Genomic DNA, 17,140 nt, shown 5'->3' on the forward strand with positions numbered 1-17,140 from the left:
ATGTTGACGATTTTATTTGCTTCGGAAATGAGCATCTATTAATTTTTCCGCAAAATAGACGCTGATCCCTCCAAGCGTATAAAGCAACATGTCCAGCCAATCGAAGTGACTTCCTAAAACTGCCGAAGCTATCTTGTTCTCCTGGAGCCCCAGGAAATTAATTGCGCGTACATACTGCAAAGCCTCAATTAAGAATGAAAAAAGGAGCACTCCAAAAATGGCATTTTTGACAGATATTCTAAAAAAGCTTTTCAGCAGGCAGTAAAGAAATATTACCACCAGAAAATCTCCGCCGTAAGGCCGCAAAATAGAATCACGAACGAAAACTGCGATTAAGAAAAGTGTAAAAAAAAGCAGTAAGGACGCCATGAAGTACTTCAGATTAAAATCCAGCATTACAAGATAATTAGAGCACCTGAGTATCAATAAAAGATCCCAGGATGACCTTAATTTGTTCCTGAATCTTCGGGTCCATTCCTTTTACAGATCCACAGTACATCCCAATGACTTCAGGTTTTGAATAGCGGGCACTTTTTAAATGCTCCACAACATAACCATCCAGGGAACCTCTGTTAACATCCTTCCCAAGTACCTGGATCACACTCGTATGCCTTGAATCCTGCTGAATTTCCTGGAACAGACTTAAAACACTTTCCTTTTCACCCTCCAGCACCTGAAAGAAGTGACCTTCGGAGTACAGCAGAATACCTTTTATATTCTGTTTGCTGTTTTGTTCCTGCCATTCTTTCATTAGAGCCTCAACTTCTTTGTCATCAAGATGTTTTGTAGCAGTACTTATATAGCAAATGACATGTTTCATGGCATTTTAGAACTTAATTTTGCCCTACAATGTAGGGAAGTAATGTTTAGGCAATGTAAAAGTTATTATAATAAATATGCATAGCTGTTTATAAAGAACAACATAAGAGGTAAATCAAAAAATGTACACCAGTCAAAACCCGGGACTATTCCCACTATAATTTTATTTCCAAGCGACAACCAAAACTAAGAGTTCCATTTTTGAGGCAGTAGCACAAATATAATGTCAGGATTAAAATCTTGAGAGAATAAGAAAGGTTTGTGAGCTTTAGGCCCCCTTCTACCTCTTCTTTTTAAAAGGAATCCATAGATTTGAACCTGTTGCTTAAAAGTAAAGTTGCTTGAATATTACCTTCAACATTTTTCTCCTGTTCTTTTCCCTCGGAGCGATCCAGGGATTTATTCTGAGCGTGCTTATTCTTGTTAAACGGCAGCAAAAGTTGTACAATTATTATTTCGGAATATTCCTGCTTTTGTTGTCGCTCGCAAGTGCAAAGATCATTCTGCAGGAAACCATTCCGCAATTTCTGGACAATTTCCATTTTCCTTTACTGTATAAATTCGCTTTCGGCCCACTACTCTATCTGTTCGTTAGAGAGCTGCTTTTTAAGAGCGCCGGAAGCTTTTCAGCAATATTTCCGCATTTCGTGCCTTCACTGATATTTGATGTTTTCTTTAGGGTTAGTTTGCCGCTTTTCGGTTTTAAGAACAGCGATGCAGCGATACAAATCTTTAACTTCTTCGGGCTCAATATTGGCAGCTTGCTCTACAACCTTGTCTACTGGTTGCTGGCAGTTCAACTTTTGCTGAAGTATAGAAAAGAGAGAAAAGGGAACTTTCAGCTAAAAGATAATCGAATCGTTTTTCATCTGAAAAGAATTCTGGCTGTAGATCTTTTCGCAAGTCTTTCTGCTCTTGTTTTTATTGTACTCACTCTTTACAACCAGAACTATAGTATTGGCGGATTCCAGAGTTATTATTTTAACTACCTTGTAATTACCTTCTATATTTATTTCCTCTCCTATACCGTATATATTTTTCCTGAAGTTGAATTGATCACTCCAAAAACCCCAAAAGTCCATTCCAACAAAGAACCTTCAGAAAAAGCCGTTTTTGAAGAACTTAAAAAGAAGATCAAAGAGAACGGATATTTTACAGATCCCGATCTCAACCTGAATAGGCTTTCTGAAAAGCTGGAAATTTCTCCACGGGAACTGTCTTATATAATCAACACTGAAGGGCAACAGAATTTTAATGATTTCCTGAACGAGTTTCGCATTAATTATTTTATAAACCTGCTGCAGAATGATGAGCTTTCCATAGAAGGCATGGCCTATGAATCTGGTTTCAAATCTAAAACTTCTTTTTACAGAGCATTCAAAAAATCCACCGGTAAAACTCCTTTGCAGTACAAAGCTTCGGAAAAAAGAGTGCCAGATTCGGTAATTGAAACTCCCGAAGCCCCATAAAATCTTAGAATTGCAGCAAAATTTTAAAATGACTACAACTCAAAAGAATTTTACTGCCTGTTTTATACTTTCCCTCTGTTTCATTTTTAAAGCTTCCGCTTTCCAGAATTTCGTCACAGTATCAGGTAAAATTGATCAACACTCAGAAGAGGAAATTTCAGTAAACCTACTGGATGCTGTCCTAGATGAAGAAGGAAGATTTTCGCTTGAAGTTCCTGTTGAAGAAAACGAGAATCTTAGTTTTTATTATCGGGATTTTAAACTAGGCCTGTTTGCAGAACCGGGGGATAGCATCCAAATCTATTTTAATGCCCACAACCCGGCAAAGACTGTGGATTTCGGCGGAAAAAATGCTTCAATCCAGGCTTTTCTTTTCGATCAACAGCAGGTCAGCAAAAGTTTTAATGCTTATTTCAACAGGAATATCAATCGGGTGCTCGCGAGATTACCTGAAGCAGAATTTGTTCAGAAAACAGACTCCTTAAAAATGACATTTTTGGATCCTCTTGATGACCTGGAAAAAAAGGAGCCAAATCTCAATCCGGCATTTGTCAACAATTATCGAAAAGACCTGGAGCTTTTTTTCCTTTCGCTTCTGGCCGATTATCCGTTGCTGCATTACAAAACCACAGGAGAAAAAATTAGTTTAAGTGAAGAAAGCAGAAACCGGATAGACAATATAGATATAACCGACCTTCAACTTTACCGTTTTGACGGTTTTAAAAGACTGCTTCAAAATTATCTATATCTCGCAATAAACCGGGAGCTGGAAACGGGAAAGTACTCAGCCAGTGACAATCGGCGATTGGATGCGGGTTTTAGAGTAATTGCTGAAAATTTCTCTGATCCCGAAATGTTTGACAGGGTGCTGTTCGGGTTCTTCCGGAATCACATTGAGAATCTGGGGATAAAAAACACGCAGGACAACTATGAAGTTTTCATGACTAAAGTATCCAATCCTGACTACAAAGAAGAGATAAGGAGCTTGTACGAAAGGAATGAAAGGGATCGGAAAGGACATCTTATTGTTCCTTACAAGCAGATTAATGGCTACAGTCTGGATGCACATATATTTCAGCCGGTTTCGCTTCAGAAGGGAAAGATATATCCTGTTATAGCTATGTTTCATGGCGGAAGCTTTTTTGAAGGTAAACCCGATTGGTTCTTCACTTCGGCAAAAGCTTATGCAAAGAAAGGTTGGGTAACCGTTGCCGTTGAATACCGCGTGGCAGACCGGCATGGAAATACCTTGCCTGAAGCTATTTCAGACGGGAAATCTCTCGTGCGTTTTCTTCGCACCAATGCCGAAAAGTTTCAGCTTGATCCGAACAAGATCCTGATTTCAGGAAATTCTTCCGGCGCCACTATTGCCCTTGCTTTAGCCACAACCGGGGAGATCCTGGACGAAAAGAACGAAAACCGGCAAATAAGCTCCCGGCCGAATGCTGTTATAGTCAATGCGGGACTTGCCGACCTTAGAGAAGCAGGTCATTGGTGGCAGGAAGATTACACAGAGGAATTCATTGAAAATATTTCCCCACTAAATAATGCCGATAAGGATCTACCTCCAATGCTGATCTTTCACGGCACTAAAGACAATTCTGTTGATATTGAGTCGATTAGAAAATTCGCTTCTCTGTCGAAAAAAAGCGGTAACCAGGTGACGCTTATGGAATTAGAAGGGGCTCCACACATGATCTGGAGAATTCCCTATTTCTCAAGACAGATGGAGGAGCCGAAGGAAAATTTTCTTTCAGAACTTAACTGGTAGTATTTAAATAAAAACCAAGGGGCAAAAAAGATTTTTTAGTGTGCTTAATAAGAAAAAGATTCAACGATACAATTAGGCGTAGATTCTACTAAAAATAGTTGGGATTTCATTTAGATTCAGCTTTACCTAAAAATAAGCTTAACCTGAGGATGGTCATTCCTTTTTGAAAGAGAAAAGATTAGAATTGCACTATAAATTTCCCCTTTTATGAGAGAACATTTGGTTGACAGTCTGAAAAATTCCATGAGTTACCGGGAATACATGGATCTTTTAAAAGATCTTGTGCTTACAAAGAGCACAACAGGAGAAATTGATCAAACCCGGGTAGATTTCACCGCTTTAAATTTTGCACGTTCCCAACGTCTGAATAAAAAATTTCAACTCTCAGAACCTGAGGCCGCCTTTTTTAAGGACCTCAGAGTGCAGCAAACATGGTTGGTGATCACGGAATCCTGGTGTGGAGACGCTGCCCAGACCTTGCCGGTTCTACATAAGCTTGCAGAGACTTCAGAAAATATCAACTTCAGGGTCATCTTGAGAGACGAATATCCCGACTTAATGGATCATTTTCTTACCAACGGCACCAGATCTATTCCAAAACTTATCATCCTGAATACAGATCTGGACGTTATGGCCTCCTGGGGACCAAGAACAGCTGCAGCTACTAAGTTGGTGACCGATTACAAGGAGAAGTTTGGAAAGATCGATGCTGAATTTAAAACTCAGCTGCAAATGTGGTACAATAAGGATAAAGGCGCGAGTATCGTTAAGGAGCTTACAGAGGTAATAAGCAAAGCCGAAGAGCAGGAAAGGCTTTTACTGCAGGATTAATCTAACGCAACTCCAATTCCACGCAGTACAACCTTGAGCTTATTAAAAAATAGGTGACAAAAGATCAGAAAGAAAATTACCTGCTTTGCCAGATGTTATAAGCGTCTGAGTTTTGTTACTCTAGCTTTCTTGAATAAAGTTTCAGATGAAGAAGCGGTAAATATTCTTAGAAAATTCCTTGATAACGCCAAAAAGAGAAATAAAGATTTTGAATACGTTTGGATAGCAGAACGACAGACTAAAAATGATGCTTTCAAAGGGAATGTTCACTTTCATATGATTACCAATAAATATTGGAAAGTTGAAAAGTGGTGGAATTATTGGATAGAACTGCAGATAAAAAACGGAATTAAACCAAGAAAGAAAGATTTTAAACCCTCTTCAGCCTTTGATGTGAAGCAACTAAATTCGAGTAATATTAGATCTATTGCTTCTTATGATACTAAGTACATAACAAAGAATGATGCAAAGTTTAAACGTCAGGTTTGGAACTGGTTAAAGCGCGTTTCAGAGCTTTACACAGACTTTTATACAACAACAGAGTTCACAAATCAGTTCAAACGTTTAAATGCAGTCTTATAAGAATTTGAAGTAAAGGATCACATAGAACGACCTTTTTTAAAAATTAAAATGATAGATTTAAATAGAAATACTTTGCCGTTCTATTGGAGACTGGATGAAAAAAATAAAGCCGTCTTTTAGCTAAACATAAGTTATGTTCTCGGCTACCGTTCCTGTTGGTTCTTCAGTAATGAACATTTCATATTTTTCCGTACTCAAGTTTGCATAGTAGACTTTGATATCTTCATCCCTGTTTTGATTAGCCAGACTTACTGCCTTAAGTACTTGTCTCTTATAATAAAGATTAGTTCTGTAACCTAAAATTATCCCCTTTAAACTTTTCCGTCTAAAGATTGGATCAACTCCTTTTTTAAGAATTATGCGATACTCTTTTTCATACTCCCACACTAAAGACTTAGTGAAAATTACTGGTTTCAACTGAAATTTAAGCTCTGTTTCTAAGCGTTCCGAGTTTTCTGGATAACGAAAATGGATATGAGGTATATGAGTTGAATAAATTATATCACCAAAATCAGAACACAGACCATATAATGTTAATTCCATTTCATCAAAAATGTAACATACGCCTCGATGTTTGTCTGCATAATGGCTCCACATCAATGGTTCCTGAGGATTTCTGCTAAAACAACTAATTTTTACTTCGTCTAAAATATCCCGTCTATTAAGTTGTCCGTACGATTGTGAATCATAAAAATGATGTGCAATTTCAAAAGGATCATTTAGATTACCCGCTTTACTAAACCCAAGCTTGTTATGTATGAGCGTGTCTTTTAAATGTTTTAAGGTTCCATATTTGAAAATATCATTTTTACTAAAAGTTGTTTCTTTTTCCATTAGATACAGCTAGACAAATAAAAGTATAAACGACAAGACGCTTTTAAAGTATTACTTCGATCGAAATAAGTTAAACTAATCAAATTCTGGATATTGTTCTAAAAATCCCTCGTATGTACCACTACCATCATTAATCATATAGTATCGTTCCCTTAAATAAAGTTCTCTAGGATCTATTCTAAAGGCGTTTTCAGGGTTGGGCAAGTAAGTCTCCAATTCTATGGAATAAGCTCCATCCTCAAATTGAATTGATTTATCAGCTTCAAAATATATTGCGTATAAACTTCCCTTTCGTAAAGCTCCAAAACCATTTTCAGCCCTGTAGACCAATTCAATAAACTTTCTTTCCCCGTGCTCCTCATCATATTCAATAGTAGCCATATGGTCTATTTTTAAGGGACTGTCAGGATTAGTGGTGTCTACTTCAGTATACTGATAATCTCTTATTATGTTCCACTCTATTTCCTCGAAACTGTCGGGATTATGTAACGTTCTATTCAAATGCTCACGTATTTCTTCCTTTACAAGATGATCCTCTTCAAAACTATTACAAGAAAAAAGACCAAAAAAGAATAGTAGTAGATAGGAAAACTTCTTCATTAGAGGGATTTTAGGCATTGTTCAAAATATTAACTAAAATAAAGTATATAAATCTTATGTCATAACTGAAAACCACACTTTTATTTAGTTTTATTCGTCCCCTCATTCGTCCCCTGTAATAAAAAAAGCCCCACAAACGTACTGTTCGTAGGGCTTTACAAGCATTAAAAGTGGTCCCACCTGAACCACACAACCACAAAAATGAAAATCTAAAAAAATCCCCAAACACGGCTATAAAATCAGTAAAAACGCGGTATAACAGCATTTCTGCCTAATGTCATTTTCGATTTAGATTGAGGCCGTTTGCATTTATTTGCGCCTAACCGTACAACTATCGTACAAATTATCTACATTTGACTGTACAAAATATCTGACATGGCAAGCGTAAATTTCCTCTACCGTTCTACTAAACCTAAAGCTTTTCTAAACCTGAGATTACTCTACCGAATTACTGATGAAAAATTTCCTAAGGGTTATAATGATTTTTCCCTTGGAGGAAAAACAAAGCTGGAGATATCGAGGCAATATTGGGAAAAAGAACATCTGCAAATACGATTCAAAAGGACCAATGATATTGATGAACTAAACAGGATCCAGGAGCTCAAGGAAAAACAGAATTCTATTAACCAGGAGCTGACTAAAATTGAAGCTCATATTTTGCAATCCTTTAATTCTACCGATCCTGAAAAGATCTCTAAAGAATGGCTTCAGAAAACAATTAATGATTACTATAATCCAAAAAAAGTAAAGGAGAAGCCAGATGACCTTATCTCTTACGTGGAAGTCTATATTGAGGAAAGAAAAGAGCATGTGAGCCCGGCTACTGTAAAAAAGTCAAACGTAATTAAGCAAATGCTGGTAAAATTCCAGGATAGCTTAAACCACCCTATTCTACTGAAGGATATCAATCTTGATTTCAAAAGGGATTTTGAAAATTTTATGCTTGAAAAAGGCTATGCTTACAATACCATTGCAAGAGCCATTAAGTTTACTAAAACAGTAGCAAGACACGCCTATAGCCAAGGTTTGGAAACAAGTCGGCAATTAGACAGCATCAAAACAAAAACTAAGGAATCAGAGAAAATATTCCTCACTCTTGAGGAGTTGGAAAAAATTAAGAAGAAGAGCTTTACGAAAGAGCACCTGGAGACTGCCAGGGACTGGTTAATAATTTCGTGCTTTACCGGGCAAAGAATTTCCGACTTTATGCGGTTTAATAAAGATATGATTAGGAAGAAAGATGATAAGTTTTTGCTCGAATTCACTCAGAAGAAAACGGGTAAAATTATGACCATCCCTTTGCTCAAACAGGTCAGGGAGATCCTCGATAAAAGGAATGGGGAATTTCCCAAACCTCTTCCTGATCCAAAGTATAACGAATATATTAAAGTGGTATGTAAGAAAGCGGGGTTAAAGGAAGAAGTTTGGGGGAGCAAAAAAATAGAAGTTGCCGAAAAACAGTTTAGGAAGAAATCAGATTTTTATGAAAAGTGGAAGCTGGTGACAAGTCATATCGGCAGAAGGAGCTTTGCAACCAACTATTACGGAGAAGTTCCATTATCACACTTAAAAACTATTACCGGCCACCACACAGAGAGAAATTTCATGGCCTACTTAGGGAAAGGAGATGAAGAAAAGGCTATTGATGCTTTAAAATACTTCGACTGATTCACTCGTTCTAAGATCATTATATATTCTATTAATTAAAAGATCCCCATGGAAAGAGGTAATTAAAAGATTACCAGAAGATCCGGACAAAGCTCGATATCATCTTTTTCTTCAATGGTGCGGGTTATAAGTTTTTGCTGGTTTTTTTATGCAAAGCATTTAAGTGCGATTCGATTCTTTCTATAAACTCCTTAGAGGTAATGTCCAAATTTAAATTCTGTTCTTTAATATAGACATCGTAAATAGATTCAAGGGTATTAAGGAACAAATTAATTTCCGGTTTTGTAATATTAAGTTCTTGAAGTGTCATGAATTTCATAAAAGGGAGATCAAGGTTAATATTTAGTTCCTTTTCCAACAGATCGTAAAACTTTTCTTTTTCAAAATCACTGTTTACCATGTCACTTAAATATTAATCTTTTTGAAAAGAATTTTATGAGTGTTTTAATAAGTCTTTCATATACCTCTTACCTTCTTCTGTAGTTATGGCATTCATATAAAAAAGCAGTAATTCCTGCTGATATTCAGAGCGGCACAATTGAGAAGTATCCAGAAAAGGAGAATTATCATAGCTCATGGTCATTTGAAAAAACAACTTTGAATATAGTTGTGCATCAAAATCTTCACGGTAAAGTCCTTGTGTTCTTCCTCTTTCAATATTATGAATAAGTAATTCGGAAAATTTTTCAGAAAAGAACAGCATATGCTTTTTGAAAATTTGGGGATAGTACTTAACGAGTTGTCTTAGCATAATTGAATCATTAGTCCTAGATGCTTTTTCTATATCTTCATCTCTTTTAAACATCCGTTCTACTGCATTATCTACATTTTCATCAAGGTGTTGCATCTTAAAAAGAACCTTTTCGATGTTAAATTCCAAAATTTCCTCTAGAAGATTTTCCTTGCTCTCGTACACTTTGTAAAGTGTCTTCTTAGAAACCCTCAACTCTTTTGCTATGTCATCCATCGTCAAACTTTTGGCTCCGTTTTGGAGAAATAGCTCTGAAACCTTTTTTAAAAAAATATCCTTTTCCATTTTATATATCTTTTTCACATTCTAAAAGTTTTTATTCTTTTTTGAATTAGTTTTTAAACCTGGCCAGCTGAACTAGCCAGGCTTTTTTTTAATCAAATTCTACTTCCATTTCAGGATGAATGTGGTCATATTCAGCCACCATTAATTCTTCATAGTTGTTCTTTTCCTTTTTGGTAAATTTTTCTTCAAGACGTACAAAGATCATAAACACAACCGGCACGATGACTAATGTAAGGAACAGGGAAGACAATAGTCCACCAATGATAACAATAGCAAGGCCATTACTCATTTCGGCAGCTGCTCCCGAGGCCAGTGCAATTGGCAACATTCCAAACACCATAGCAATAGTGGTCATAAGGATAGGGCGCAAACGCGCATGGTTTGCCTGAATCAAGGCATCCCGGATCTTCTCCCCATGTGCGAGCCTGTGGTTGGCAAAATCTACCAGTAAAATGGCATTTTTGGCTACCAGTCCAATAAGCATAATGACCCCCAGAATAGTGAAGATGTTCAAACTGTTATTTGTAAGTGCCAGTGCCCAAAGCGCTCCGATAAACGAAAGCGGAATGGAGAACAGCACAATAAACGGTTTCACAAAATCATCGTACAGCACCACCATGATCATGTACACAAGCATAATAGCCGCTAATAGTGCTATCCCGAGGGTTCCAAAACCTTCGCTCTGGTTCTCCATGTTTCCACCCCAGGTCCATGCTACGCCTTTTGGCTTCTCAACATTCTCTAACTTTTCTTCCCACTCCTGAGCTACAGCACCTGTTGTCCTACCTACAGTTTGCGCCATGATGGTCACAGAAGGAGAACGGTCAAAACGCTCGAGCAAAGAAGGACCGGATTCATAGCTGATATCGGCAAATTGAGCCAGATTAATACGCTCTCCCCGGTTATTCATGAACTGTATATTCCTTACATCCTCAATGTTGTTCCTGGAAGCTTCATCAAAAATGATATTGATATCATATTCTGTGCTTCCGGTACGGAATTTATTGTCGTTATTTCCACTGAAGGCAGTACGTAAAGTTTGTCCTACCAAAGCAACATTAAGCCCTAAAGAAGCCATTTTGTCGCGGTCCACATTGATCGAAATTTCCGGGTTCCCTTCTTCAACACTCAGGTCGATCTCGGTAGCTCCATCGATGTCTCTCAAAATGCTTTCAGCAGTTTCGGCATAAGCCAGTGCATCTTCAAAGCTGTCGCCAATTACGGTCATTTGTAACGGTGCCTGCTCTGCACCAATAATTCCTACGGGTACAGTGGTTACTTTAGCACCTACCAATTCCTGCTCCAGGTCGCGCTTAAGTTTAGCTGCAAAAACATTCGTCTTTTCATCTCTTTCAGATTTATCTACAAGGGTGACACTGATCTCAGACTTATTATTTGTAGCCTGTGCGCCTCCAAATCCTCCACTACTGGACTGGCCTACAGTGGTTATCATACGCTCCACTTCGGGTAGCTGAGAAAGGTAATTTTCAGTTTGCTGGGTGATGAAGTTGGTCTCCTCAATAGAAGCATCTTTATCTATTTCAAGTTGCACCAGGAATTCTCCCCTATCGGTTCTTGGGAAGAAATCAGATCCTATATAGCCCATAGCTACAAGCGCGATGGAACTTGCAAAGAGGACAAAAACCACAAGAAAAGTTTTCACCTTGTTGTCCAATGACCAATTAAGGATCTTTGTAACTTCTACAGTAAACCAGTTAAGCCCGGCTTCAAATTTATGGATGATCTTTCCGAAGAAAGAGTCCTCCCTAATCAATTCCAGCTTTCCGTATCTTGAGAAAAGCCACGGCACCACAGTAAAGGAAACCAGTAATGACAATAAGGTTGCAATGATCACGGTCACACAGAACTGGGCGATAATATTGGCCACAAGTCCTGTACTCAAGGCGATAGGAAGGAATACCACCACGATCACCAGGGTGATTGCGGTAACAGTAAATCCAATTTCACTCGCACCGTCATAAGCAGCACGCACTTTGTTTTTCCCCATCTCCATGTGCCGGTGGATGTTCTCAATCACCACAATAGCATCATCCACTAGAATACCAACCACTAATGAAAGTGCCAGTAAGCTCATTAGGTTCAAACTGTAACCAAGTAGCAACATTCCAATAAAAGTAGCGATAAGCGAGGTAGGAATGGCCACCATCACGATAAGGGCGTTTCTATAACTATGCAGGAAGAAAAGCATCACAAAGGCCACGAGCCCTACCGCGATTAGAAGATCTTTGATCACAGAATCTGCCGCAGCAAGGGTAAAGGTCGAGGTGTCATTAGCCATTGTAAGCTCCACGCCCTGCTCCGCATACCGCTCTTCTATTTCGGCCATTTTTTCCTGAACAAGCTCACTCACAGTTACCGCATTCGCATCGGTTTGTTTCTGAACCTGGAGTAAAATGGTGCTTTGACGGTCAATTCTTGCAATCTTTTCGGTCTCCTTTTGAGTATCCTGAACTTCAGCAACATCGGTTAAACGAATGTTTTGACCATCCTGGGAAGCGATTACCAGGTTCCTTAGCTCATCAACCGACTGGAGCTTTCCAGAAAGTCGAATAAGCGTGGTATTTTCCCTTGTAGTAAGGTTTCCTGTTGGAAAGTCGAGATTAGAAGCACTAACGATCTGCTGCACCATTGGCACAGTTAGTCCGTAACCTTCTAATTTATTGGGGTCTAGGTTTACCCTTATTTCCCTTTCCTGTCCACCCACCAGGGTTACCTGGGCTACTCCCGAAAGTCGCGAGAACTCAGGTTGAATCTTTTGATCGATAAGGTCGTAAAGTTCATTTTCTGAAAGATTGGCAGTCACCCCTAAACTTACCACAGGTAAATCTGAAAGGGAGAACTGGGAGAGCGATGGCTCTTCGATATCTTCAGGTAAGTCTGAACGAATGGAGTTGATCTTACGCTGGGCTTCGTTCAACAGGAAATCAACATCTGCGTCACTAGTGAACTCTATAGTCACTACAGATAAGCTCTCGAAAGATTTGGTCTGGATCTTCTTGATATTTTCCAGGGAAGAAACGGCATCCTCCACCTTACGGGAGACGGTGTTCTCTACCTCGGCAGGTGATGCCCCGGGATAAATGGTCATTATGGTCACTACCTTAATTTCCATTTTTGGTATAAGCTCATAATTGAGCTGACTATAGCTGAAAAGTCCCCCGATGATCAATAATGCAAGCATTACGATCACGACGCTGGGCCTCTTAATTGATATTTCTGCTAATTTCATTTTTTCTTACTTTAGAATTTTTACCGCAGTATTGTCGGTAAGGTTAATCTGTCCACTACTCACGACTATATCACCCTCATTTAGCCCTGCAGTTACTTCTACTTTATTACCGTAGTTAATCCCTGTCTGAATCTCTTTTAACTTCGCTATTCCGTTTTCTAAAACGAACACACGATTGTCACTTACACTACCCACAAAAGCTTCTCTGGGGATAGTTAGAACATTATCCAATCCCGATTCATTGAACACAGCAGTTGCATACATTCCGGCTCTTCTGGTTCTTTCAGAATTCTCTACAATGATCTCCACCGGGAATTTTAATGCTCCGTTAGAGGCTGGAGCTATAAAAGTTATTTTTCCGCTAATGGTATCTTTGGTGACGCTGGGCACTACCTGAACAGTGTCCCCTACCCGAATGCGACTTACCACTGCCTCATCTACTTCAACCCTCAACTTTAGAGAGGAGATATCCACAACTTCAATAATAGGTGTACCAGGGCCTACAACCATTCCCAGTTCCACCATTTTTTCGTTCACAATGCCGCTTACTTTTGAACGCACATTGGTATCACCCGAACTAAGATTGGCAGAGTCAAATTGAGCTCTGGCATTTTGAACCTGCAAGCGAGCCTGGTCGAGCTGTACAGCGGTAACACCTCCGGTTTTAAAAGCTGCTTCATACCTTTCAAGAGTAGAAATTGCGTTGTCAAGATTTGCTTTTGCATTATTTAAATTCACATTTATTTTATCTCCTGAGAGTTTCGCAATCACCTGGCCGGCTTTTACTTCATCACCTTCTTGCACGTAAATCCCCACTACCTGACCACCCATTTCTGCTGAAATATTTGCACGGGTTTCGGGTTGAAAGGTTCCGTTAACCGTAAATTTACCACTGATGCTTTCTCTTTGGGCAGAAGCTGTCCTTACGGAGACTTCTGTATTCTCTTGAGCCACAATGCTAAGTTCTGCTTCGTTGTTGCTTTTGTTATTCTGAAGGATCAGAAAAAAGATAGCAGCAACAGCTATTAAAGCAACGATTGTTATTATAGATTTCTTTTTCATTTTATAATGTATTATTAGTAAGCGTTTCTAATTTTCCCTGTGACCTTAAGAGTTGCACTTCGGCAAGTTTATAGTCAAGTTGGGCGTTGGTAAGGTTGTTCATTGCTGCGGAAAGGTCCCGCTCTGCGTCCAGTAAATCGTTGAGGCTTGCAAGTCCAAGTCCATAGTTGTTCTGGGTGTCTTCCAGCACTTCTCTGGCCAATGCCACGTTTTCCTGTTGGGCCTGGATGGTTAGCAAATTATTTTCAAGCTGTGCAACCGCGTTGGCATAAGCCAGGTCCAGTGCCAGCTGAGTTTCCTGAAGGTCCTGCTGAGCTTTTTCGATATCGATCTGGTTTTGCTGCACCCTGGCTTGGGTGGCCCCTCCGTTAAAAATGGGAATATTTATGTTCACACCTACCGCTGCAAGATCAGACCAGTAAACACCTTTATCTTCTCCATTACCTACCGGAAAAGTATCTCCCTGACCAAGCCAGCCGTAGTTGGCAAAAAGTGAAAGGGAAGGGTAATATTCAGCTTGGGTAGCTTTTTTCTGCCAGTTTAGCAGCTCTATCTGCTTGTTCAACAGCTGCAATTCTGTTCTTTCATCTGAACCAATATTGGTTTCAGGTAAAATAGTAGGTGCAAAAGTTTGCTCCGGAAGCCTTATTTCCTGAACTATAGGCATTCCAATCATGAACTTGAGTGCATTTTCGCTAAGCTCAACCGTATTGACCACCTGCTGCCTGTTAGCTCGTAAATTATTAAGTACTACAGTGCTGCGGTCATAGTCGATCTTCTTGGCAAGGCCGTTGTCAAATAGCCCTTTCACGATGTTTACCGTTTGTTCGGTAAGTTCCAGATTGGATTGGATATTCTCCAACATTTCCTGTGCCTGGTACACCTGGTAATAAGCAGTAGCTACTCTTTCAATGATCTCTTCATTGGTGAGTTGAGCGTTAAGCTGATAAAACTCCCTGGTGGATTTTGCAGCTTTAAGTCCGGTGAACACCTGTTGATTAAACACGGCCTGGGTTAATTGGGCATTCGCACTAGAAGTCCACTCCTGCCCAAAAGCCACAGATATATCCTGCCCCGGTAATCCAAAAATTTCGCCAGGCAAAACATTCTCCTGTAAAAGAGGATTATATGTTGTGTTTGCACTTCCTGAAAGGTTAGGCAACGCTCTCGCCCTTATTTCGGCGATCTGTGCATCTGCTTTCCTGATGTCTAACCGAGCTTTTTCGGCTTCTGCTTTATGCTCCAGCGCATAAGCCACCGCCTCATTTAGATCCAGCTCCACGGGATCCTGGGCAAAGGCAAAGCTGGTAGTAAAAAGCAAACCTATTAATAACTTTTTCATTTCACTTATTTTTTTTAATGCGGATGCAAAGATAAGGCCAAAAAACACTAAAAGACAAATAAAGTTTCCAAGTTTTTCAAAGAAAATTTCAAGGGGATCCATCTTTAAGATTTCACTGCGAATTAGCTAGAGGTAGTGTCATTTTTGATGAATATTGAATATGAGGAGAAGTATGTTTGGGAATAACAGAGGGTGTAGACTTAACTCTGTTTGAATTGTTGCTTTACTGATTAAAAGCGGGATTTTGACTCATAGTGGATAAAAGAAAGACATATTTGGACTGGATATAGTATAATTTTACTCAAGAATGTGCAGCTAATACAAACTTCGACCTTGATTGAAATCCTGGATGAATTACCGGTTCATGCTGAATGGTTCTATCCTCTAAATTAAACTTATTAAATTAGAGAGTTCACGTGTTGAATATGTTGTGTGCATTTAATGAGAGTAATTATCCACCTCTCCCTGCGGGTTTACAAACACCCTCGCAATGAGATTATCGATCTATAATAGTTCAACTCCTGCTTTAAATTTGCCCAATTGCTAAAATACAGCAGGATCATTTCTATTAAAAATCGAGGGTTTAAAAAGAAATTGCTAAGGGGGGTGAATGGAGACTTCCGGAATTGGAAAAATACTCCTCCGGATCAAAAACCCTCCCATATTTATTGCAGGTACACCAGAAATGGTACAGCAACAGTTAGAGACCTTTGCAAAGATTTCTCACTCGAAGAAATCATGATTAAGTTAGGATGACAGACCCTATCGCAAGATTACGTTCTTATGAATTAAGGGCTAAATTTATTTCCTGATTTAGGTATAGCTATACGTTCTCTTTTAACTGGGGAATGGTCAATAACGGAATTGAAAGCCCCGACGCCATTACCCTGGTTTTGCTTCTGTGGATCACCGATTCCCAAAAACCATAGCGCCGTGGGACCATTATAAGAAGTTTTGCATCCAGATGCTCTATTTCTTTTTTAATGGCCCTAATTACATTTTCTGAATTCAGGTTCTTAACCGAGTAATTCACATCCTCGAGTTCAGGAATTTCCTCCAGCACAGCTTTACCTCCTTCCTCCCCAGGGTTATCCTCAACATGGAATACCTCCAGTCTTGCCTCCATGAGCCGGTTCAGGTACTTTATTTTTTCAATAATTCCCTTCTCAACCTTTTGTATATCGTCACAGGCAAAGAGAATATTGTCCATCTTTCCAAAAGAAGCAGAAGCAGGCACGGCAAGAACAGGGTACTTCAATTTAAAAATGGCAGAGGTAGTTGTATTGCCAAAAATATCCTGTTCTACAGATTTCGGGGCCATTCCCATGACGACCAGTGCAGCCTTATTTTTCACAAAAAGGTTTTCCAGCTTATCTTCAACTTCTGAAAGAAAATCTGTTTCAATTGCTACTTCCACCCCGTATCGATCATTAAGTATTTCTGCTTTTTGTTTTAGCAACCTGCGGTTGCCTTCCTCCAGCTTGAGGATCCCTGTGGCAGGAAGCAGAGAATTAGCAGTATGAAGTGGAAGTCTGAAGGAGTTGAATAAAACAAGCTTCATCCCGGTCTTCTGTGCCAACGCACCGGCATATTCCATAGCATTTTCTGCTTCCTTAGAAAAATCTGTAGATACTATGATTGATTCCATATTAAGGGAGTTTAGACATTGATATATAACATGCACTATAAAAATAAGGATTATCTCCTTAAAAAAGCTGATCACCATGGTTCACTATTTATTCCTTACCGTTTTCGCCCCTTCCGTTCAGAGTTGCACAACTTTAATCTAAGGAACCGGCTGGCTGCTTATTTCAGGATTTTAAAATAACGCAGATTAAACCTGAACTGAAAGGAATCGGGACGGGGGTAATTTGCC

General features: G+C 39.2%; 15 protein-coding genes. 5 read left to right on the forward strand and 10 right to left on the reverse strand.

Features of this window, described 5'->3' with window-relative positions:
- Positions 1-12: 12 nt before the first annotated feature.
- A complete protein-coding gene (locus VR862_RS06415; protein WP_324720150.1) occupies positions 13-396 on the reverse strand; it encodes a ribosomal maturation YjgA family protein in 384 nt (127 codons plus the stop codon).
- Between the two features lie 10 nt (positions 397-406).
- Positions 407-820, reverse strand: a complete 414-nt coding sequence (locus VR862_RS06420) for a BLUF domain-containing protein (RefSeq protein WP_324720151.1) — start codon at positions 818-820, stop codon at positions 407-409.
- A gap of 340 nt (positions 821-1,160) precedes the next feature.
- Here VR862_RS06420 and VR862_RS06425 point away from each other — a divergent pair, with 340 nt between their 5' ends.
- The 4 genes from VR862_RS06425 to VR862_RS06440 all read left to right on the forward strand — a co-directional run bounded on the left by VR862_RS06425 (position 1,161) and on the right by VR862_RS06440 (position 5,472).
- Positions 1,161-2,288 carry a helix-turn-helix domain-containing protein gene (locus tag VR862_RS06425; protein WP_324720152.1) on the forward strand — a complete coding sequence of 376 codons (1,128 nt, stop codon included), beginning with the start codon at positions 1,161-1,163 and terminating at the stop codon, positions 2,286-2,288.
- Between the two features lie 28 nt (positions 2,289-2,316).
- Positions 2,317-4,059 carry an alpha/beta hydrolase gene (locus VR862_RS06430; RefSeq protein WP_324720153.1) on the forward strand — a complete coding sequence of 581 codons (1,743 nt, stop codon included), beginning with the start codon at positions 2,317-2,319 and terminating at the stop codon, positions 4,057-4,059.
- A 207-nt stretch (positions 4,060-4,266) separates the two neighbouring features.
- Positions 4,267-4,890: a thioredoxin family protein gene (locus tag VR862_RS06435; protein ID WP_324720154.1), complete on the forward strand. Its 624-nt coding sequence runs from the start codon at positions 4,267-4,269 to the stop codon at positions 4,888-4,890.
- Between the two features lie 105 nt (positions 4,891-4,995).
- Entirely contained in the window at positions 4,996-5,472 is a 477-nt protein-coding gene (locus VR862_RS06440; protein ID WP_442777766.1) for a rolling circle replication-associated protein, read from the forward strand.
- A 120-nt stretch (positions 5,473-5,592) separates the two neighbouring features.
- Here VR862_RS06440 and VR862_RS06445 read toward each other — a convergent pair whose 3' ends face one another.
- Positions 5,593-6,306: a DUF2971 domain-containing protein gene (locus tag VR862_RS06445; protein WP_324720156.1), complete on the reverse strand. Its 714-nt coding sequence runs from the start codon at positions 6,304-6,306 to the stop codon at positions 5,593-5,595.
- Between the two features lie 75 nt (positions 6,307-6,381).
- Positions 6,382-6,906, reverse strand: a complete 525-nt coding sequence (locus tag VR862_RS06450) for a hypothetical protein (RefSeq protein ID WP_324720157.1) — start codon at positions 6,904-6,906, stop codon at positions 6,382-6,384.
- 375 nt (positions 6,907-7,281) lie between these two features.
- Between VR862_RS06450 and VR862_RS06455 the strand changes: the two genes are divergently transcribed.
- A complete protein-coding gene (locus VR862_RS06455; protein ID WP_097055077.1) occupies positions 7,282-8,574 on the forward strand; it encodes a site-specific integrase in 1,293 nt (430 codons plus the stop codon).
- Positions 8,575-8,698: 124 nt separating this feature from the next.
- Here the strand turns inward: VR862_RS06455 and VR862_RS06460 are convergent, their stop codons facing one another.
- The 6 genes from VR862_RS06460 to VR862_RS06485 form a co-directional block, all read right to left on the reverse strand.
- Complete coding sequence (locus VR862_RS06460) at positions 8,699-8,974, reverse strand: hypothetical protein (RefSeq protein WP_097055078.1); 276 nt, start codon at positions 8,972-8,974, stop codon at positions 8,699-8,701.
- 33 nt (positions 8,975-9,007) lie between these two features.
- Complete coding sequence (locus VR862_RS06465; RefSeq protein ID WP_097055079.1) at positions 9,008-9,610, reverse strand: TetR/AcrR family transcriptional regulator; 603 nt, start codon at positions 9,608-9,610, stop codon at positions 9,008-9,010.
- An 88-nt stretch (positions 9,611-9,698) separates the two neighbouring features.
- Positions 9,699-12,860, reverse strand: a complete 3,162-nt coding sequence (locus tag VR862_RS06470; RefSeq protein ID WP_097055080.1) for an efflux RND transporter permease subunit — start codon at positions 12,858-12,860, stop codon at positions 9,699-9,701.
- A 6-nt stretch (positions 12,861-12,866) separates the two neighbouring features.
- Positions 12,867-13,922, reverse strand: coding sequence for an efflux RND transporter periplasmic adaptor subunit (locus VR862_RS06475; protein ID WP_097055081.1), 1,056 nt, complete (start codon positions 13,920-13,922; stop codon positions 12,867-12,869).
- A 1-nt stretch (position 13,923) separates the two neighbouring features.
- Complete coding sequence (locus VR862_RS06480; RefSeq protein WP_097055780.1) at positions 13,924-15,264, reverse strand: TolC family protein; 1,341 nt, start codon at positions 15,262-15,264, stop codon at positions 13,924-13,926.
- Between the two features lie 823 nt (positions 15,265-16,087).
- The gene (locus VR862_RS06485; RefSeq protein ID WP_097055082.1) at positions 16,088-16,912 is read right to left on the reverse strand and encodes a universal stress protein; all 825 of its coding nucleotides are present in this window, start codon (positions 16,910-16,912) and stop codon (positions 16,088-16,090) included.
- Positions 16,913-17,140: the final 228 nt, after the last annotated feature.

The sequence above is a fragment of the Salinimicrobium aquimaris genome (assembly GCF_035607535.1).
Taxonomy (GTDB): Bacteria; Bacteroidota; Bacteroidia; order Flavobacteriales; family Flavobacteriaceae; genus Salinimicrobium.